Source organism: Parabacteroides sp. AF39-10AC (assembly GCF_003635405.1).
GTDB lineage: Bacteria > Bacteroidota > Bacteroidia > Bacteroidales > Tannerellaceae > Parabacteroides > Parabacteroides distasonis.
In genome coordinates this window covers 278,454-297,372 of the sequence record NZ_QTLP01000002.1, presented here as the reverse complement: position 1 = coordinate 297,372, position 18,919 = coordinate 278,454, and the positions used below count along the sequence as shown (strand labels likewise).

Here is an 18,919-nt window from a genome sequence, read left to right as displayed (position 1 = left end):
CTTTATTTATATGAAGAAGAGTTGGATTTTATTAACCGCTTGCGCCGCCCTGTTATCCGGGGTGGAGGCTATCGCCTGTACCGGTTTGCTGGTGGGCAAGAAGGCTTCGACAGACGGTTCGGTAATGATTAGTTATGCGGCGGACTCGCATTCCCTGTATGGGGAGATGTATCGTTGGCCCGCCGCTACATGGCCGAAGGGCGCCATGTTGGAAGTGAAGGAATGGGATACGGGGAAACCGCTGGGCAAGATCGCCCAAGTGGAGAAGACCTATTCCGTAGTGGGTAACATGAACGAGCATCAGGTGGCTATCACGGAGAGTACGTTCGGCGGACGCCATGAATTGGTGGATACGACGGGTATCATGGATTACGGTAGCTTGATCTACATCGCTTTGCAACGTTCCAAGTCGGCCCGTGAGGCGATCAAGGTCATGACGGACTTAGTAAAGGAATATGGCTATTACAGCAGTGGCGAGACGTTCTCTATCGCCGATAAGAACGAGGCTTGGGTGATGGAGATGATCGGTAAGGGACCGGGTAACAAAGGTGCCGTTTGGGTAGCGATCCGCATCCCGGACGATTGTATCTCGGCGCATGCCAACCAGTCCCGTATCCAGCAGATACCGTTTGACGATAAGGAGAATTGCATATACTCGCCGGATGTGGTTTCTTTCGCCCGTGAGAAAGGATATTTCAAGGGAAAGGACGCTGATTTCAGTTTCGCCAAGGCTTATTGCCCGTATGATTTCAGTGCCTTGCGTGGATGCGAGGCTCGTGTATGGTCTTTCTTCCGTAAATATGATACCACGATGGATCAGTATACGGATTTTATCAAGGGTGATCCTTCCAAGGAGCCGATGCCTCTGTATGTGAAGCCGAATCGTAAGCTTTCCGTTCAAGACGTACAGAATGGCATGCGCGACCATTACGAGGGAACGGATCTGGATATGACGAAAGATGCCGGTGCCGGCTCGTATAAGGTTCCTTACCGCTGGCGGCCGATGACGTTCGAGGTAGACGGACAGGAATATACGAATGAACGTGCCATAGCGACGCAACAAACGGGCTTCGTGATTGTTCCACAAATGCGTAACTGGTTGCCGGACGCTATCGGTGGTATCTTGTGGTTTGCCGTGGACGACGCTGATATGGCAGTCTTCACTCCTGTATATGGGTCGGTAACGGATGTTCCGGAGTGCTATCGGGTGGGAAACGGCGATTTGCTGAACTTCTCTTGGACTTCCGCTTTCTGGATTCATAACTGGGTGGCTAATATGGCTTACCACAAATATAGCTTCATGATTCAGGATATCCGTAAGGTACAGCAGGAGTTGGAGAATGGTTATCAAGAGACCGTACCGGCTATCGATAAGGCGGCTCAGGAGTTGTATGCCAAGGACCCGGCGGAGGCTGTCAAGTTCTTAACGTGGTATAGCACGACTAATTCAGACTCCGCTACCGCCCGCTGGAAGCAATTGGGTGAGTATTTGCTGGTAAAATACATCGATGGAAACGTGAAGAAAGAGGTGAACGGACAGTTCAAGCGTAATCCGTACGGCCAGCCCGCGTCTCCCGATTTTCCCGGATATGACGAGGACTATTACCGTAGCATCGTGAAGAGTGCCGGCGATCGACTGAAAGTAAAATAAATACCAATAATAATCTAATGTTGAACTAAACGAAAGAAAGCGTATGAAAAAGTTTGTAATGATGCTGATGTTAGCAGTCTTTAGTCTGGGAGCTTATGCGCAGACGCAGCAAGGACAATCTGCCGTGGGATTTAACATCGGTTATGGATTCGATTCGAAGAATGCCACGTTAGGAGTTGATTACCGCTATTGTATCACGGATGCGGTACGTTTGAGCCCCTCTCTTACTTATTTCGTAAAGAATGACAATCACAGCACTTGGGCGATCGACTTGAATGCTCATTATGTAGTGAAGTTAAGTGAGATGTTCGGTTTTTATCCATTAGCGGGGCTTAGTCTGTCCTTTTGGAATTGGGATGCGGGCCATGGCCTTTCTCATAACGAGACTCGTCTGGGAGCCAATATCGGTTTAGGCGGTGAGGTTTATGCTACCGACAATCTTTCGATAGGATTGGAGGTGAAGTATAATATCATCAAGGATTTCGATCAGGCCATGCTGGGTGTTCGCGTAGGATATAGTTTCTGATCCCAATATAGTCACAGCCCCACGGCAGTACTGCCGTGGGGTTACACCAGTACTGCTTCCGGCTCTCGCCGATACTGGTGTAGCCCATTGCCGGTACAGGCGTTTCCTTTATTCCTTCATTCCTTCACCGGCTCCTACACACACACACACACACGCACGTATACGCATACGCGTATTATTAATGTACGCATACATGTGTGTGGGTGTGTGTAAAGGGGTAGGTGAAGGAATGAAGGAAATAATCATTTCCTTTTTCTCGATTGCTTACCATCTCAAATAATCCTCGAACGTGACTTTCTCGAAATTGGGGATTACCTCATATACTTTATCTCTTAAAGATTCCGCCGGATTCGTCGTACTTAACCCGATGACACGCATCCCTGCGTCCTTCCCGGACTGTATGCCGTTGAAAGAATCCTCGAATACGATACAATCCTCGGGAGATACGTTCAAGTCTTTCGCCGCCAATAGATAACACATCGGATCGGGCTTACCTTGCGTGATGCGGTCGGCGGTCACTAGGGTATCGAATAGATTGTCCAGATGTAGAAGCCCGAAAGCCCGTTTCACCTTCGCGTTATCCGAGCTGGTAACCAAGCCTATCTGTACGCCGTGCTCCTTCAGCATACGGATGAACTCGATGGAGCCGGGCATGGGAGGCAAGGGCATCGTCTTCTCATACTCTGTAGATTCTTTGGTCACCATTTGGCGGAACTCCTCCGTATATCCGGAAAAATACTTCTCCAGAATATACGGTAGGGTCGTACCCTTTATAATATCAGCGAAATTATCGATACCTAAGCCATAACGTTTAGCGGCATCGTTCCAGAATAAATCGTAAATAGGTTCCGTATCTACTACTACGCCGTCAAAATCGAACAAGGCGGTCTTTAGTTGTTTCATATAAATAATCATTTAATATTTATATCGCGAAGATACGTCTATTTTTTATGAAATCGATTATCTTTGTGGACGCACACATTGCTTGATTATATACATTAAAAATAAATAAGACATGAAGACACTAGTAATTTGTACCGCCATGAGCGCTATGATCCTTTGCGCCTGCGGTGGAAAAAACACGCAAAGTACGGAAGAGACAGCTAAGGTAGTACCGATGGCCGTAATTACACCGGCGATCAATCAATTGACCGACCAAGAGAAAGCCGAGGGTTGGGCGCTCCTTTTTGATGGTAAGACAACGAAAGGCTGGCGTGGAGCGCACAAAGACGCTTTCCCGGATCACGGATGGATGGTGAAAGATGGCGAATTGATCGTGCAGAAATCCGACGGTAGCGAGTCTACGAACGGAGGCGATATCGTTACGGAGGGTGAATATTCCGCCTTTGAGTTCAGCGTGGATTTTAAGATCACCGAAGGGGCCAACAGCGGTATTAAATATTTCGTGACCGAGCAAGAGAAGCAAAAAGGCTCCGCTTACGGCTTGGAGTTCCAGCTATTGGATGACGCTAAGCACCCGGATGCCAAGCTTTACACGACTTTCCCCGGTAGTCGTACCCTTGGAAGCTTGTATGATCTGAAGAAAAGCGAGAACATCCATTTCAACGGCGTAGGAGAGTGGAATACGGCCGTGGTGAAGGTATTCCCGAACAACCACGTAGAGCACTGGCTGAATGGTGTGAAGGTATTGGAGTACGAGCGTGGCAGCAAGGAGTTCCGTGATTTGGTGAAGGGCAGTAAATACGCTGATCCATCTTATAATGCGGGTGGTGCTTTCGGCGAGGCCCCGAAAGGACACATCCTTTTGCAGGATCATGGGGATGAGGTAGCGTTCCGCAATATCAAGGTGAAGGAGTTGAAATGATCGCCTCGTGACTAATTTTTCGTAACAAAAGAGTACCGATTTAAAAAAAGTTGTTACTTTGCGGCGAATTTAGACTACTAACTTTAAAAGATAACAGACAAATACCATGATTTGGAACGAAACTATTGAATGTATGGACCGTGAGGAAATGCGGAAACTACAGAGCCTACGGTTGAAAAGAGTTGTTGAACACGCTTACCATAACTCCCCGTTTTATCGTAAGAAAATGCAGGAGATGGGCATTACTCCCGACGATGTACAGACAATAGATGATATAACGAAATTACCGTTCACGGTAAAACAAGACTTGCGTGATAATTATCCTTTCGGCTTGATGGCCGTGCCGATGTCCGAGATTGTCCGTCTACATGCCTCTTCCGGTACGACAGGTAAGCCTATCGTCGTGGGATATACCCGTAAGGATTTGGGTATCTGGGCCGAGGTCGTGGCTCGCTGCCTGACCGCCTACGGTTTGACAAAGAACGACTCCGTGCAAGTATCCTACGGCTACGGAATGTTCACCGGAGGTCTGGGCGCCCATTGCGGCGTGGAGAATATCGGTGGTACGGTGATCCCGATGAGTAGCGGTAACACCCAGAAACAAATCCAGTTGATGCACGACTTCGGGGCGAAGGGTTTGGCTTGTACGCCTTCTTACGCCTTGTATCTGGCGGAGACCATCCACCAGTCCGGTATTCCCTTGGAGGAATTCCAGCTACGTGTCGGAGCGTTCGGTGCCGAGCCTTGGACGGAGAATATGCGTAAGGAATTAGAGACGAAACTAAATATCAAGGCTTACGATATTTATGGCTTGACGGAAATCTGCGGTCCGGGCGTTGGAGGCGAGTGTGAGTGCCAGAACGGTACCCACTTGTGGGAAGACCATTTCTTCCCGGAGATCGTGGACCCGAATACCTTACAACCGGTGGAACCGGGACAAGTAGGAGAGTTGGTCTTCACCACGCTTACGAAGGAGGGTATGCCGATGCTTCGTTACCGTACACGTGATTTGACCTCGCTGACTTACGAGAAGTGCGCCTGTGGACGTACGGCGGTTCGTATGGGACGTATTTTAGGTAGAAGTGACGATATGTTGATTATTCGTGGCGTAAATGTTTTCCCGTCTCAGGTAGAATCCGTAATTTTGGAGCTGCCGGAGTTCGAGGCGCATTACCTGATCGTGGTGGATCGTATGAACAATACCGATACTTTCCAGATACAGGTGGAGGTTCGCCAAGAATACTACTCGGACGAGATGAACAAGATGATCGCCTTGAAAAAGAAGATCGCTGCCCGCATGCAGAGCGTGATCGGTTTGCAACCGGACATCAAGATCGTGGAGCCGCGTAGTATCGAACGTAGTATGGGTAAGGCAAAACACGTGATCGATAAACGTAAGTTAGTATAACCTCTAAAAGATTAAGTACTATGTTAATAAAACAATTATCAATCTTTCTGGAAAACAAGAAAGGCCGTTTTACGGAAGTCGCCAAGATATTAGGGGAGGCAGGGGTCAATATGTCCGCTTTCACGGTAGCCGAGAATTCCGATTTCGGTATCCTTCGCCTAATCGTATCCGATACGGAGAAAGCGATATCCGTGCTTCGTGAAAAGTTATACGCTGTAAGCGTGGCCGACGTGGTATGCTTGCATTGTCCCAACCAGCCGGGAGCCTTGGCAAAGGCGATGGATATCATTACCTCGGCCGGGATCTTCATTGAATATATGTACGCTTTTTCTCAAGGCGACGCTGCTAACGTGATCATCCGTCCGGACGATGTCAATAAGTGCGCGGAGGTTTTGAAAGCGAATAAATTGGAATTGATCGCTGCTAGCGATTTATATAAGTTGTAAATATTAACGTTTTGGGTTTCATTTATTCGCCTAAAAGCACTAATTTTGCACGCTAAAAGTATGTGAATGAAAAAGGTTGTATTTTTACTGATGATGATGACAGTACTATTATCCTCTTGTGGAGAGTATAATAAGATACTGAAGAGCACGGATTACGAATTGAAATATTCGTACGCGAAGAAATACTTCAACGCGAAGCAATACTCGAAATCCGCTACTCTGCTGGATGAACTGGTTACAATCTTTAAAGGAACAGCTTATGCCGAGGAGTCCTTGTACTTGTTGGCGCAAAGCTATTACGGTCAGAAAGATTATCAGACGGCTTCGCAATACTTCGAGACCTATTATACGACCTATCCGAAAGGGGAGTTTACGGAATTATCCCGTTTCTATTCCGGTTATGGTTTGTATCTGGACTCTCCGGATCCCCGGTTAGACCAGTCGCAGACGTATAAGGCGATCGAGCAGTTGCAACTTTATTTGGAGTATTATCCGCAAAGTGAACGGGCCGAGGAAGCGCAGAACATCATGTTCGAGCTTCAGGAGAAGTTGGCTTACAAGGAATTGATGGCCACCCGCTTGTATTTCAATCTAGGTACCTATATGGGGAATAACTTCCAGTCTTGCGTGATCACGGCGCAGAACGCCTTGAAGAATTACCCGTATTCCAAGTATCGTGAGGAATTCATGTTCCTTATCATCCGTGCGAAGTACGAGTTGGCGCTAGTATCCGTAGAGGAGAAGTTGCAGGGCCGTTACCGGGATGTGGTTGACGAATATTACAACTACATGAACGAGTATCCGGAAGGTAACTACGTAAAGCAGGTAACGAAGTTCTACGACTATGCCAGCAAGCGAATTACAGATGCATATTAAGCGAATTTAATCAATAAAACGAAAATGGATTACAGAAAATCAAACGCTCCTACCAATACGGTAACCCGTGACATGATGAAGTTAAGTGAAGAAACGGGTAACGTATATGAGACAGTCGCTATCATTTCAAAACGGGCGAATCAGATTAGTGTTGAGATGAAACAAGATCTGGAAAAGAAACTTCAAGAGTTCGCTTCTTACAATGACAACTTGGAGGAAGTCTTTGAAAACCGTGAGCAGATCGAGATTTCACGCTACTATGAGAAACTTCCGAAATCAACGTTGATCGCCGCTCAAGAGTACGAGGATGGCAAGGTTTATTACAAGAATCCTGCTAAAGAGAAGAATAACTTCTAAGAAGAAATATTTTTGAACATCGGAAAGGCTGACCCTCAAATGAGTCGGCCTTTCCATTTAAAACGAACTAATTACCATGTTACAAAGAATACAAACTGTTTACCTGCTAATTATCGTGGCGCTTACGGTCGCTACCTTATTCTTGCCGTTGGCCGTGTTGCAACAAGGAGACGCCCTCTTCTCGTTCGATGCTAGCGGGTTGAGCACGATGATCGGTGAGCCGGAATTACTATACCCGGCGTGGGGCTTATTTGCCTTGACTGCTATCATCGCTATCATTGCCTTGGTGACGATCTTCTTATATAAGAAAAGAATCCTGCAAATCCGTCTTTGCGTGTTCAACGCATTGCTGATATTGGGCTTTTATGGTTTCTTCGCCTTCTTGATCTATTCCTTGAAGGGGGATATGGAAGGTGCCAGCGTAAGTGTTAAGATCGCTCTTTCCTTCCCGTTGGTCAATCTGATCTTGGATTATCTGGCGATCCGTAATATCGGGGCCGATGAGGCGCTGGTACGTTCTTTGGATCGTTTGCGTTAAGGCTTTCCAGATAAATCATTGGGTATAAGATATTAGGTAAGGGACTCTTTTTGTCAAGGGCCCCTTATTTTATGTCCGGAAAAGTATAATACATAAGACAATATTATTTTGTATATGAAACAATATTGTTTTTCGGTGAAATATATCTACTTTCGTAGAATACAAATATCCGTTGCCAATCATGAAGAAGACTCAGCTTATCCCCATCGCTTTATTGTCGGTATCGGCGGTAGCGAACGCCCAGAATACCAGTTGTCCCCCGAATATTATCCTGTTCTTGGTGGATGATATGGGATGGGAGGATACGTCCTTGCCTTTCTGGACTCAAAAGACGCATTATAATGAGGTATATGAGACCCCGAACATGGAACGATTGGCGAAAGAGGGTATGATGTTTACCCAAGCCTACGCTAGCAGTATTAGCTCGCCTACCCGTTGCAGCTTGATCACGGGGACGAACGCCGCCCGTCACCGGGTTACGAACTGGACACTTTTTAAGGATAAGACGACCGACCGGGAGAGTGATGTGCTTACCCTGCCGGATTGGAATTATAACGGCGTGGCCCAAGTGGGCGGGACGAATAATACGTTTGTGGGTACTTCATTCGTGCAGATATTGAAGAATAACGGATATCACACGATCCATTGCGGCAAGGCGCATTTCGGGGCGATCGATACCCCGGGGGAGGACCCGCATCATTGGGGATTCGAGGTCAATATAGCCGGGCATGCCGCCGGAGGTCTCGCCAGTTACCTCGGCGAGAATAATTACGGGCATACCAAGGATGGTAAACCTTACGCTCCGAACGCTATCCCCGGATTGGAAAAGTATTGGGGAAGCGACACCTTCGCTACGGAGGCCCTAACGCAGGAGGCGATCAAGGCGTTGGACAAGGCTAAGAAATATAACCAGCCGTTTTACCTATATATGTCACATTATGCGATCCATATCCCGATTGATAAGGACAAGCGTTTCTACCAGAAATATATTGATAGGGGGTTAACGGCTAAAGAGGCGGCTTACGCTGCCTTGATAGAGGGTATGGATAAGAGTCTGGGCGATTTGATGGACTGGTTGGAGAAGAATGGCGAGGCGGATAACACGATCGTGATCTTCATGAGTGATAACGGTGGTCTTTCCAGCGAGCCCGGATGGCGTGACGGCGAGATCCATACGCAAAACTATCCCTTGAACAGTGGTAAAGGCTCCGCCTATGAGGGAGGAGTCCGTGAGCCTATGATCGTGCGTTGGCCGGGGGTGGTGAAACCGGGAAGCAAATGTGATAAATACTTGATTATCGAGGATTTCTATCCAACTATCTTGGAGATGGCAGGCATAAGGGGGTATAAGACCGTACAGCCGATAGATGGCGTCAGTTTCATGCCTTTATTAAAAGGTACGGGAGATCCTTCCGTGGGACGTAGCTTATTCTGGAACTGCCCGAATATATGGGGTAATGACGGGCCGGGAATCGGTCCGACTTGCTCGGTCCGTAATGGAGACTGGAAACTGATCTATTATTACGAGACGGGGAAGAAGGAATTGTTTAATATCCCGGAGGATATAGGGGAACATAATGACGTGGCAAGGCAGCATCCCGATATCGTAAAGCGTCTGTCCGGGGAATTGGGTACGTATTTACGGAAAGTGGACGGGCAACGTCCGTCGTTTAAGGCGACAGGCAAACCGGTTCCTTGGCCGGATGAGATATAATAATTAAAAAAAGAAAGAGCATATGGAGTTTTACAAAGCGGAAGAGAATCGCTATGCGGATATGATATATCGGCGGTGCGGACGGAGCGGTATCTTATTGCCGGCCGTTTCCTTGGGATTGTGGCACAACTTTGGTAGTGTGGACGTGTTCGGTAATTTTATCCAGATCGCTCACGCCGCATTCGATCATGGCGTGACTCATTTCGACTTGGCGAATAATTATGGCCCGGCCTACGGATCGGCGGAGGAGAATTTTGGCCGGATATTGAAGAAGGGCTTGGGCGTTTATCGGGATGAGCTGATCATCTCTACGAAGGCGGGCTACGATATGTGGCCGGGACCGTATGGGAACTGGGGAAGCCGTAAATATTTAATGGCTAGCTTGGATCAGAGCTTGAAACGGATGGGACTGGAATATGTGGATATCTTTTACTCCCATCGTCCGGACCCGGAGACTCCGATCGAGGAGACGATGGGGGCCTTGGCTGATATCGTCCGGCAAGGAAAGGCTTTGTATGTAGGTATCTCCAACTATGACGCAGACCAGACCCGTAAGGCCTTGGCTGTACTGAAAGAACATAAGGTGCCTTGCTTGATTCACCAAGCCCGCTATTCGATGTTCGATCGTTGGACGGAACCGGATTTATTGCCTGTATTGAAGGAAGAGGGTGTGGGTATGATAGCGTTCTCGCCGTTGGCGCAAGGCTTGCTTACGGATAAGTATTTGCGTGGAATCCCGGAGAATTCTCGTGCGGCGAAATCGACCGGCCATTTGCAGACCTCTCAAGTTACCCCGGAGGCCGTGGAAAAGGCCCGTAAGCTAAACGAGGTAGCCGCCCGCCGTGGACAGACCTTGGCGGAGATGGCGCTCGCTTGGTTATTAAAGGACGAACGGGTAACTAGCGTATTAATTGGCGCTAGCTCTGTCGCCCAATTAATGGATAACCTGAAGGCGTTAGATAATATCTCTTTCTCCGGGGAAGAATTGCAGGAGATAGAGAACATCTTAATATAACGTGAATCGTATCCGATTGTAGAGACGGGGCGTGCCCCGTCTCTACAACCTGTACAAATTTTAGAATAAATGAAACCGTTCTTATATCAAGTAGCGTCTCTTTTTTACGAGAAATGGGAGGCGGAGGTCAGTCGTCTGGCCTTTGTTTTCCCAAACCGGCGTACGGGGCTTTTCTTCCAGAAATATCTCTCGGAGGTAGCCGATACCCCCCTTTTCTCTCCGACAATCCTTACGATCAACGATCTCTTTATCCAGTTGAGCGGAAAACAATCCGCCGACCGGATCAGTATGCTTTTTACCCTGTACGACATCTACATCCGCCAAAGCGGTTCCACCGAGACTTTCGATGAATTCCTGTATTGGGGCGAGATGTTGCTCAACGACTTCGACGATATCGATAAGTACATGGCAAATGCCCGCATGCTATTCAGTAACGTGACGGACCTACGGGAGATAGAGAATGATTTCGATTTCTTAAGTGATGAGCAGATCGCCGCTATCCGTAGTTTCTGGTCCAGTTTTTATCCCCGGGGCGATACTCCGAACCAGCAACAGTTCTTGGCGGTCTGGCAAGTGCTATACGATCTCTATGAGGAATTCCGTGCGACCTTGACCGCCGAGGGAAAAGGCTACGAGGGCATGATCTTCCGGGAGGTCGTGGAAAGCATGGAACGGGGTGAGTCTCCGGATTTACCTTACGAGCAAATTGTCTTCGTCGGTTTGAACGCCTTGTCCGTATCGGAAGAACGTTTCTTAGCCCAGTTGCAGAAGCGGAAGATAGCGGATTTCTATTGGGATTATGTATCCGATAAGGTAACCGATCCGGATAATAAGGCCTCTTATTTCGTCTCCCGTAACCGGAAGAGCTTCCCTTCCTCGATGAAATTACCCCCCGAGGAGAAGGTAAAGACTGAGATCGAGGTGATCGGCATCCCTTCCGGTATCGGGCAGGCCAAGCACGTCTACACCCTGTTGAGCGATTGGTGCAAGGAAGCGGAGATGAGTTCGGAAGAAGCCCTGCGTACGGCGGTGATCTTGCCCGATGAACATCTGCTGATCCCGGTGCTGAACGCCATTCCGGAGCAAATCCGGCGTATCAACGTCACGATGGGTTATCCCTTGGCGGGAACCCCGGTCGCCTCGTTGATCGAGTATATCTTGGCGTTGCAGAAGAACGTACGCTACATAGACCGGAATCCGTTATTCTATTTCCGTGACGTGCTGCCGGTATTGAACCATCGCTATATCCTCTCCACCTCACCGGAGATTATTTCCTCCTTAGTGAAAGAGATCACGGAGAACAACAAGATCTATATCTCGCATACGGAGTTAGGGAAAACGCCTTTGCTAGAAATCCTGTTCACGCCGGTGACCGGGGTGGAGGCCTTCTCGGATTATCTGATCAAGGTGTTGGAAGAGCTGAACAAGGTTATGTCCGCCCTTTCCGATGAAGAAGAGGAGGACGCTACCCAGCGGACGAACGATTTGGAGCAAGAGTTCATCTTTCATTATTTCACCACGGTAAACCGCATGAGAGAGGTAATGAGAGACGCTTGTGTAGAGATGAAAATAGATACCTTCTTCCGTCTATTGAAGCGGGTAACCGATACGATCACGATCCCTTTCCACGGCGAGCCGCTTTCCGGCCTCCAGATTATGGGTGTGCTCGAGACCCGTGCCTTGGATTTCGACCGTCTGATTATCTTATCCATGAACGAGGGTATTTTCCCGCAGCGGAAAGCGGCGAACTCCTTTATCCCTTATAACCTACGCAGAGGTTTCGGGTTGCCTACCTACGAGCATCAAGATAGCGTATGGGCCTACCATTTCTATCGTTTGATAGAGCGTGCCAGCCACGTGAGCCTTTTATACGATACCCGCAGCAACGGATTGCAGACGGGAGAGGTAAGTCGCTTTGTCCACCAGCTGCATTATCATTATGAGGTTCTGATGCGAGATAAATTGGTGGTCTATAACGTATCTTCCTCCAAGACCCCGCCATTGGCCGTGCCGAAAAGGGAGGATATCATGCGCCGTTTAGACGCTTACCGGAAAGGGGGGAGCAAGGCGATCTCGGCGAGCGCTATCAATACGTATCTGGATTGCCCGTTGAAATTCTATTTTTCCGTCGTGGAAGGCATTCGAGAGGAAGAGGAGGTGAGCGAGACGATCGAGAGCGATGTATTCGGAAGTATCTTACATAAAGTGATGGAGGAGCTTTACAAGCCGTTCCAAGGGAAGATGGTTACCGTGGATTTGCTGAAAGCGATCCGTAAGGATACGGCCTTGCTTACCGGAGCTATCGCCCGGGCTTTCGCCAGCGAGTTTTTCAAGACAGAGGTGGTTCGCTCCCTTACCGGACAAAACTACCTGATCGGCGAGATGATCCGCAAATACGTGGAGAAAATCTTGGAGCGTGACGGCAAGCTGACCCCTTTCGTTTACATCGAGTCCGAGCGTAAGATAAACGGCTTGATCAGCCTTTCCGACCATTCCGAGATCCGGTTGAAAGGCTTTATCGACCGTGTGGATGAGGTTCGCGACGCCATCCGTATCATCGATTACAAGAGCGGTAGCGGAACTACGACTTTCAGTAGTATCGAGAGCCTATTCAACAAGGAGGAGAAAGATCGTGCGAAAGCCGTGATGCAGGTATTCATGTATTGCTGGATGTACGCCCATCTCACCGAGAACAAAGGAAAGACGATACAACCGGGCATTTATTACGTCCGTTCCCTCTTCGCCGATCCGTTCGACCCATCTGTCTACCATCGTATCGAACGGGGGAAGTCGGAGAAGGTAGAGGATTTCTCCGGTTATGCCCAAGCGTTCGAGGAGGGGTTGTGGGGCTGCTTGGACGAGATCTTCAATCCAGAAATTCCCTTTACGCAAACCCCTACGGGGAAGGCTTGCTCTTATTGTCCGTTCAAGGGTATTTGCGGTAAGTAGCATTTGTCCCGGTACTTCTGGGAGAGTACCGGAGTACTCCTTGCGAAGTACTGTGGTATTTCTCCGGATAGTACTGGAGTACTCCTTACAAAGTACTGCGGTACCTCTTAGGCAGTACTACAGTACTTCTTGCGAAGTACTGAGGCGAGGCTTACTGATGAGGAAGCAATTCCACTATCTTTTCCAAAAAGATCTGATCAGTCTCATCGAAACTATCCGGTTGATCACTGTCTATATCAAGGACAGCGATTACCTTATCCGCCCATATCACGGGAACTACGATCTCAGAGCGTGACGCCGAGCTACAAGCGATATGTCCCGGGAAAGCGTCTACGTCCGGTACGATGATCGTACGGGTCTCCTTCCAGGCCGTGCCGCAGACCCCTTTTCCGTATTTGATTCGTGTACAGGCGATAGGGCCTTGAAAAGGCGCTAATACCAACTGATTGTCTATGACCCGGTAGAAACCTACCCAAAAGAAACCGAAAGTCTGCTTGAGTGCTGCGGCGATGTTCGCCATGTTCGCTACCTGATCCGTCTCGTTACCTACCAATGAGGCGATTTGCGGGAGCAATGTCTCATACATCTCCTGTTTATCACCGTTTTTAATCCGTAGTTCCTCTGCCATATTTAAACTATTATAAGGTCGCGAATATAAAGAATAAATCGAAATATCCGTATCTTTGCGGCATGACAAAACAAAATTCTCCATTGGTATTAGGGACCGAGCCTATCGGTAAATTACTTACGCAATATGCGATTCCTGCGATTATCGCAATGACAGCTTCTTCTTTATATAATATGGCCGATAGCATTTTTATTGGCCATGGAGTGGGGGCGTTAGCGATTTCCGGCCTAGCCTTGACCTTTCCGTTGATGAACTTGGCGGCCGCCTTCGGTTCGTTGGTGGGAGTCGGCGCCTCTACGTTGGTGGCCGTGAAGCTGGGGCAGAAAGATTATGAGGGGGCGAATAAGGTGTTGGGGAATGTGTTGATCTTGAATGTGGTTTTGGGCGTCGCTTTCACGATCGCTTTCTTGTTCTTGCTTGATCCCGTGCTGTACTTTTTCGGCGCTAGTGAGAACACGATCTCATATGCCCGTGATTATATGCGGATTATTCTGTATGGCAATGTGGTTACGCATATGTATCTGGGATTAAATGCGGTCTTGCGCTCCTCGGGTTTTCCGAGGATGGCGATGTATGCTACGTTGGCGTCGGTTGTTATTAATTGTGCCTTGAATCCGTTGTTTATCTTTGGGTTTGGATGGGGTATAAAAGGGTCGGCTTGGGCGACGGTGATCTCGCAGGTGATCTCGCTTACCGGGCAGTTGATTCATTTCTCGAGACCGAAACAACTCCTTCATTTTAAGAAAGGTATTTATAGGCTGCGTTCGGAGATCGTGAAAGGTATCTTGTCGATCGGTTTATCTCCGTTCTTGATGAACCTTTGTTCCTGCTTGATCGTGATCCTTATCAACCGGGGATTGAAAGAGCATGGGGGAGATATGGCGATTGGCGCTTATGGTATCGTGAACCGTATCGCTTTTCTTTTCGTGATGATTATCATGGGATTTAATCAGGGTATGCAACCGATAGCCGGTTATAATTATGGTGCCCGGCTCTATTCCCGGGTGACGGACGTGACCCGGCTGACGATGCGCTGGGCGGTAGGAGTGGCTACGCTGGGGTTCTTGCTTTGCCAGTTGGTGCCGTCGTGGATCGTCCGTATGTTTACGAGTGACGGGGAGTTGATCAGTGCCGCCTCTTATGGCCTGCACATCGTCTTCGCCGTATTCCCGATCGTGGGCTTCCAAATGGTGGCGACTAACTTCTTCCTTTCCATCGGCATGTCTAAGAAAGCGATCTTTCTCTCCTTGACCCGGCAGATGCTTTTCTTGATACCCTGTTTAATCATCCTCCCCCCGTTATTCGGAACTCTCGGTGTCTGGATCAGTATGCCTATCGCCGACACGGTGGCGGCGATCGTGACGGCGATCGTGCTTGTGAAACAATTTAAACAATTCAAATATGGAACATAACGTGATATTACCTGCGGAATGGTATCCGCAAAGTGCCGTGCAGCTTACGTGGCCGCATGAGAATACGGATTGGGCCCCGATATTGGACGAGGTGATTCCTTGCTTCGTGGCTATCGCCAAGGAAGTGATCAAGCGAGAGAAGTTATTGATTGTCTGTCCGGACGAGACCGCCGTACGTGAACAATTGGGTGAGGTTGATTACGACCGTGTCATTTTCCGTGAGATGGATACGAACGATACGTGGGCACGGGATCACGGGGGGATCTCCGTCTTCGATGAGGGAACGCCCATGCTTTATGATTTCGTGTTCAATGGCTGGGGAATGAAGTTCGCCGCCAATCATGATAATCTGATTACCCGTAACCTTTGTCATATGAAGACCTTCTCCGGTGAGGTGGTGCCCGCTAATATGCAACCTTTCGTGCTGGAAGGCGGTAGTATCGAATCGGATGGGAAAGGTACGTTGATGACTACCGTTGAGTGTCTGGCATCCGTAAACCGTAATGAGTATTTGCAACAAGAGGAATTGGAACGTTATTTGAAAGACATATTTGGCTTGGATCGTATCCTTTGGATTACCAGCGGTTATTTAGCCGGGGACGATACGGATAGCCACGTGGATACGCTCGCCCGTTTTTGTAGCGAGGATACGATCGCTTATGTCCGCTGCGAGGATGAGGAAGACGAGCATTATGAGGAACTGAAGGCGATGGAGGAGGAGATCAAGGAGTTTACTAGGGCGAATGGTGAGCCTTATCGTCTGATTCCACTTCCGATGGCCGATAAGGTGGAATGGGAAGGGGAGCGCTTGCCCGCTACCTACGCTAATTTCTTGATCATGAATGGGGCCGTATTGGTTCCGTTCTATGACTCACCGAAGGATGAGATCGCTAAAGCGGCTTTGCGGGAGGCGTTCCCGGACCGTGAGATCATAGGCATCAACTGCCTTCCGCTTATCAAGCAACACGGTTCCCTGCATTGTGTAACGATGCAGTATCCAGAAGGCTTTATCGAATAACAACTACAACCAATTAAATATGAAAGTAGGATTAATACAACAAAAGAATACCGCTGATAGAGCGGCGAATATAGAGAAGCTAAAGGTAAATATCCGTAAAGCTGCCCGGGAGGGAGCGGAATTGGTCGTCTTGCAAGAACTGCATAACGGCCTGTATTTCTGCCAGACGGAAGATACGAGTATGTTCGACTTGGCAGAGACGATCCCCGGCCCATCGACGGAAATCTTCGGTGCCTTGGCGAAAGAATTGGGTATTGTCTTGGTGCTTTCCCTTTTCGAGAAGCGTGCCCCGGGCCTGTACCATAACACGGCCGTCGTCTTGGAGAAAGACGGTACGATCGCCGGAAAATACCGCAAGATGCATATCCCGGATGACCCCGCTTATTACGAGAAATTCTATTTTACCCCCGGTGATTTAGGCTTTGAGCCTATCGATACCTCTGTAGGGCGTCTTGGTGTGTTGGTTTGCTGGGATCAATGGTATCCGGAAGCAGCCCGTTTGATGGCTATGCGTGGTGCCGAGATGTTGATCTATCCGACTGCTATCGGCTGGGAAAGTAGCGATACGCAGGAAGAGAAGGACCGTCAGTTGGGTGCGTGGGTGACCATACAGCGGGGACATGCCGTGGCGAACGGACTCCCGGTCATTTCCGTAAATCGTACCGGGCATGAGCCGGACCCTTCGGGACAAACGGGCGGTATCCGGTTTTGGGGAAACAGTTTTGTGGCCGGTCCCCAAGGTGAGCTATTAACCGTATTCCCGAATGACGAGGAGGAGGTACGTGTGATAGAGATCGACAAGACTCGCGGTGAGAACGTGCGTCGTTGGTGGCCTTTCTTCCGGGATCGCCGTATCGATGCGTTTGGTGGTTTGACAGAACGATTTTTAGTATAATGACTGAATACACGCAAGAAGAGGCCGTCTTCCGCATGAACGAAATGGGGAAAGCGGGACGGCCTTTCCTTTTTATCATTGATTATAAACGAGAGCGGATCTACGTGGAGAGTCCGGAAGAGATCGCTCCCTCCGAGTTATTGTACGATTTGAACGGCTTTACGAATATAAATCACGAATGTAACTTGCGGGATTCCTCTCATCTTATATCCGGAGAACCTGTTGAATGGCAACCCTCGTGTGTTTCTTTCGAGGAGTATGCCCATTCATTCGAGACGGTTTCCCGGCATATCCATGCGGGTAATTCTTATTTGGTAAACTTGACATGCGCTACTCCGGTATATACGAACCTCTCCTTGAAAGATATCTTTTACCATTCCAAGGCGATGTATAAGCTTTGGATGCGGGATCGTTTCGTGGTATTCTCGCCCGAGATATTCGTGCGGACGCGGGATGGTCTCATCTATTCGTATCCCATGAAAGGTACGATCGACGCTACGCTGCCCGATGCCCGGAGACGTATCCTCGATGATCCCAAGGAAGCGGCGGAGCATGCCACGATCGTGGATTTGATCCGGAATGACTTGAGTATCGTAGCCTCCGAGGTTTGTGTTCCCCGGTATCGTTATATCGATGAACTGCGTACGCATAACGGAAGTTTGTTGCAGGTCAGCTCTGAGATAAGAGGCCGGTTGCCGGAAGGATGGAACGGCCATGTCGGGGAGATTTTGTTCAGCCTCTTGCCTGCCGGCTCCATCACGGGCGCTCCCAAGAAAAAGACCTTGGAGATCATCGCCGAGGCGGAAACCTATGAGCGGGGCTTCTATACGGGGGTGATGGGGTATTTTGACGGCCAAGATTTAGACAGCGCCGTGATGATCCGTTTTATGGAACAAGTCTCTCCCCGTTCGTTTATTTTCAAGAGCGGTGGGGGAATCACCTCTAAAAGTGAGGTGAGATCGGAGTATAACGAGATGAAACAAAAAGTATATGTGCCCATCTATTGAGACCTTATCTGGGAGTCCGTTTGTGGAGACGATCCGTATCGAGAAGGGACGGATACATAACCTTCCGTACCATAATGCCCGGATGAACCGTACCCGCAGGGAGCTATTCGGAGCGAGAGAAGAAATTGATCTCGCGGGTTATATTCATCCGGGGCCTCATCAAGAACGTACCAAATGCCGGGTGGAATATACCCGCGAGGTCTTAAAGGTAGAATACGTTCCTTACCGTATGCGTCCGGTTCATTCCTTGCGATTGGTTACATGCGATGAGATCGATTATTCCTATAAGAGTACGGATCGTCAATGCCTAAATGATTTATTCGCCCAACGAGCGGGACATGACGATATCTTGATAATCCGTGACGGTTTGCTGACCGATACTTCCATTTGTAATGTCGCCCTTTGGAATGGCACCTCTTGGATCACTCCCGCACGCCCTTTGTTATGTGGTACGATGCGTGCTTACTTATTGGATAAAGGCTTGGTACAGGCCGAGGATATCCCGGTAGAGGATCTGCCTAAGTATACCCGGATCCGTCTGTTTAACGCCTTGATCGAGTTCGGTGAAATCGATGAGATCACACGAATATACGTATGACCCTACGCGAGTATCGGCGTGGCCCTGTGCCTATATAGGTAAGGGGTTACGCCGAT

Annotated in this window: 18 protein-coding genes; 16 read left to right on the top strand and 2 right to left on the bottom strand. The window is 48.8% G+C overall.

The window, feature by feature from the left end; genetic code table 11:
* Window positions 1-10: 10 nt before the first annotated feature.
* Entirely contained in the window at window positions 11-1,651 is a 1,641-nt protein-coding gene (locus DW033_RS03140) for a dipeptidase (RefSeq protein WP_122382439.1), read from the top strand.
* Between the two features lie 43 nt (window positions 1,652-1,694).
* Window positions 1,695-2,177 (top strand): porin family protein, encoded by a 483-nt coding sequence (locus DW033_RS03135; protein WP_008772096.1) that lies wholly within the window; start codon window positions 1,695-1,697, stop codon window positions 2,175-2,177.
* A 264-nt stretch (window positions 2,178-2,441) separates the two neighbouring features.
* Here DW033_RS03135 and DW033_RS03130 read toward each other — a convergent pair whose 3' ends face one another.
* Window positions 2,442-3,080 carry an HAD family phosphatase gene (locus DW033_RS03130; protein ID WP_005856741.1) on the bottom strand — a complete coding sequence of 213 codons (639 nt, stop codon included), beginning with the start codon at window positions 3,078-3,080 and terminating at the stop codon, window positions 2,442-2,444.
* A gap of 112 nt (window positions 3,081-3,192) precedes the next feature.
* Here DW033_RS03130 and DW033_RS03125 point away from each other — a divergent pair, with 112 nt between their 5' ends.
* The 9 genes from DW033_RS03125 to DW033_RS03085 all read left to right on the top strand — a co-directional run bounded on the left by DW033_RS03125 (window position 3,193) and on the right by DW033_RS03085 (window position 13,305).
* On the top strand, window positions 3,193-4,002 hold the full coding sequence (locus DW033_RS03125) for a DUF1080 domain-containing protein (protein WP_005856744.1): 810 nt from the start codon (window positions 3,193-3,195) through the stop codon (window positions 4,000-4,002).
* Between the two features lie 106 nt (window positions 4,003-4,108).
* Entirely contained in the window at window positions 4,109-5,410 is a 1,302-nt protein-coding gene (locus tag DW033_RS03120; protein ID WP_057326293.1) for a phenylacetate--CoA ligase family protein, read from the top strand.
* Between the two features lie 20 nt (window positions 5,411-5,430).
* On the top strand, window positions 5,431-5,856 hold the full coding sequence (locus DW033_RS03115; RefSeq protein WP_005856748.1) for a hypothetical protein: 426 nt from the start codon (window positions 5,431-5,433) through the stop codon (window positions 5,854-5,856).
* A 66-nt stretch (window positions 5,857-5,922) separates the two neighbouring features.
* Complete coding sequence (locus DW033_RS03110; protein ID WP_005856750.1) at window positions 5,923-6,732, top strand: outer membrane protein assembly factor BamD; 810 nt, start codon at window positions 5,923-5,925, stop codon at window positions 6,730-6,732.
* Between the two features lie 24 nt (window positions 6,733-6,756).
* The gene (locus DW033_RS03105) at window positions 6,757-7,089 is read left to right on the top strand and encodes a DNA-directed RNA polymerase subunit omega (RefSeq protein WP_005856752.1); all 333 of its coding nucleotides are present in this window, start codon (window positions 6,757-6,759) and stop codon (window positions 7,087-7,089) included.
* Between the two features lie 76 nt (window positions 7,090-7,165).
* A complete protein-coding gene (locus tag DW033_RS03100; protein WP_005862150.1) occupies window positions 7,166-7,627 on the top strand; it encodes a DUF4293 domain-containing protein in 462 nt (153 codons plus the stop codon).
* Window positions 7,628-7,808: 181 nt separating this feature from the next.
* Window positions 7,809-9,341: a sulfatase gene (locus tag DW033_RS03095; protein WP_122382438.1), complete on the top strand. Its 1,533-nt coding sequence runs from the start codon at window positions 7,809-7,811 to the stop codon at window positions 9,339-9,341.
* A gap of 22 nt (window positions 9,342-9,363) precedes the next feature.
* Window positions 9,364-10,356 (top strand): L-glyceraldehyde 3-phosphate reductase, encoded by a 993-nt coding sequence (gene mgrA, locus DW033_RS03090; RefSeq protein WP_122382437.1) that lies wholly within the window; start codon window positions 9,364-9,366, stop codon window positions 10,354-10,356.
* A gap of 69 nt (window positions 10,357-10,425) precedes the next feature.
* Window positions 10,426-13,305: a PD-(D/E)XK nuclease family protein gene (locus DW033_RS03085; RefSeq protein ID WP_122382436.1), complete on the top strand. Its 2,880-nt coding sequence runs from the start codon at window positions 10,426-10,428 to the stop codon at window positions 13,303-13,305.
* A 151-nt stretch (window positions 13,306-13,456) separates the two neighbouring features.
* On the opposite strand, the gene DW033_RS03080 is transcribed toward DW033_RS03085, so the two are convergent.
* Window positions 13,457-13,933 carry a GAF domain-containing protein gene (locus DW033_RS03080; protein ID WP_122382435.1) on the bottom strand — a complete coding sequence of 159 codons (477 nt, stop codon included), beginning with the start codon at window positions 13,931-13,933 and terminating at the stop codon, window positions 13,457-13,459.
* A gap of 62 nt (window positions 13,934-13,995) precedes the next feature.
* On the opposite strand from DW033_RS03080, the gene DW033_RS03075 reads away from it, so the two are divergent.
* The 5 genes from DW033_RS03075 to DW033_RS03055 are packed head-to-tail and all read left to right on the top strand — an operon-like array spanning window position 13,996 to window position 18,863.
* Complete coding sequence (locus tag DW033_RS03075) at window positions 13,996-15,345, top strand: MATE family efflux transporter (RefSeq protein ID WP_009017488.1); 1,350 nt, start codon at window positions 13,996-13,998, stop codon at window positions 15,343-15,345.
* On the top strand, window positions 15,335-16,363 hold the full coding sequence (locus tag DW033_RS03070) for an agmatine deiminase family protein (RefSeq protein ID WP_122382434.1): 1,029 nt from the start codon (window positions 15,335-15,337) through the stop codon (window positions 16,361-16,363). The genes DW033_RS03075 and DW033_RS03070 overlap by 11 nt, the downstream gene beginning before the upstream one ends.
* A gap of 19 nt (window positions 16,364-16,382) precedes the next feature.
* Window positions 16,383-17,258: a carbon-nitrogen hydrolase gene (locus DW033_RS03065; RefSeq protein WP_005862165.1), complete on the top strand. Its 876-nt coding sequence runs from the start codon at window positions 16,383-16,385 to the stop codon at window positions 17,256-17,258.
* Entirely contained in the window at window positions 17,258-18,265 is a 1,008-nt protein-coding gene (locus DW033_RS03060) for an aminodeoxychorismate synthase component I (protein WP_036617906.1), read from the top strand. Before DW033_RS03065 ends, DW033_RS03060 begins: the two co-directional genes overlap by 1 nt.
* Window positions 18,249-18,863, top strand: a complete 615-nt coding sequence (locus tag DW033_RS03055) for an aminotransferase class IV family protein (RefSeq protein ID WP_005862170.1) — start codon at window positions 18,249-18,251, stop codon at window positions 18,861-18,863. Before DW033_RS03060 ends, DW033_RS03055 begins: the two co-directional genes overlap by 17 nt.
* The last annotated feature ends 56 nt before the right edge of the window (window positions 18,864-18,919 follow it).

Bases quoted from the DNA above. Each gene is read 5' to 3' on its own strand.
- mgrA (WP_122382437.1), top strand. From the start codon at position 9,364: ATGGAGTTTTACAAAGCGGAAGAGAATCGCTATGCGGATATGATATAT.
- DW033_RS03140 (WP_122382439.1), top strand. From the start codon at position 11: ATGAAGAAGAGTTGGATTTTATTAACCGCTTGCGCCGCCCTGTTATCC.
- DW033_RS03110 (WP_005856750.1), top strand. From the start codon at position 5,923: ATGAAAAAGGTTGTATTTTTACTGATGATGATGACAGTACTATTATCC.
- DW033_RS03100 (WP_005862150.1), top strand. From the start codon at position 7,166: ATGTTACAAAGAATACAAACTGTTTACCTGCTAATTATCGTGGCGCTT.
- DW033_RS03085 (WP_122382436.1), top strand. From the start codon at position 10,426: ATGAAACCGTTCTTATATCAAGTAGCGTCTCTTTTTTACGAGAAATGG.
- DW033_RS03060 (WP_036617906.1), top strand. From the start codon at position 17,258: ATGACTGAATACACGCAAGAAGAGGCCGTCTTCCGCATGAACGAAATG.
- DW033_RS03080 (WP_122382435.1), bottom strand. From the start codon at position 13,933: ATGGCAGAGGAACTACGGATTAAAAACGGTGATAAACAGGAGATGTAT.
- DW033_RS03115 (WP_005856748.1), top strand. From the start codon at position 5,431: ATGTTAATAAAACAATTATCAATCTTTCTGGAAAACAAGAAAGGCCGT.
- DW033_RS03135 (WP_008772096.1), top strand. From the start codon at position 1,695: ATGAAAAAGTTTGTAATGATGCTGATGTTAGCAGTCTTTAGTCTGGGA.
- DW033_RS03095 (WP_122382438.1), top strand. From the start codon at position 7,809: ATGAAGAAGACTCAGCTTATCCCCATCGCTTTATTGTCGGTATCGGCG.
- DW033_RS03055 (WP_005862170.1), top strand. From the start codon at position 18,249: ATGTGCCCATCTATTGAGACCTTATCTGGGAGTCCGTTTGTGGAGACG.
- DW033_RS03130 (WP_005856741.1), bottom strand. From the start codon at position 3,080: ATGAAACAACTAAAGACCGCCTTGTTCGATTTTGACGGCGTAGTAGTA.
- DW033_RS03105 (WP_005856752.1), top strand. From the start codon at position 6,757: ATGGATTACAGAAAATCAAACGCTCCTACCAATACGGTAACCCGTGAC.
- DW033_RS03120 (WP_057326293.1), top strand. From the start codon at position 4,109: ATGATTTGGAACGAAACTATTGAATGTATGGACCGTGAGGAAATGCGG.
- DW033_RS03075 (WP_009017488.1), top strand. From the start codon at position 13,996: ATGACAAAACAAAATTCTCCATTGGTATTAGGGACCGAGCCTATCGGT.
- DW033_RS03125 (WP_005856744.1), top strand. From the start codon at position 3,193: ATGAAGACACTAGTAATTTGTACCGCCATGAGCGCTATGATCCTTTGC.
- DW033_RS03065 (WP_005862165.1), top strand. From the start codon at position 16,383: ATGAAAGTAGGATTAATACAACAAAAGAATACCGCTGATAGAGCGGCG.
- DW033_RS03070 (WP_122382434.1), top strand. From the start codon at position 15,335: ATGGAACATAACGTGATATTACCTGCGGAATGGTATCCGCAAAGTGCC.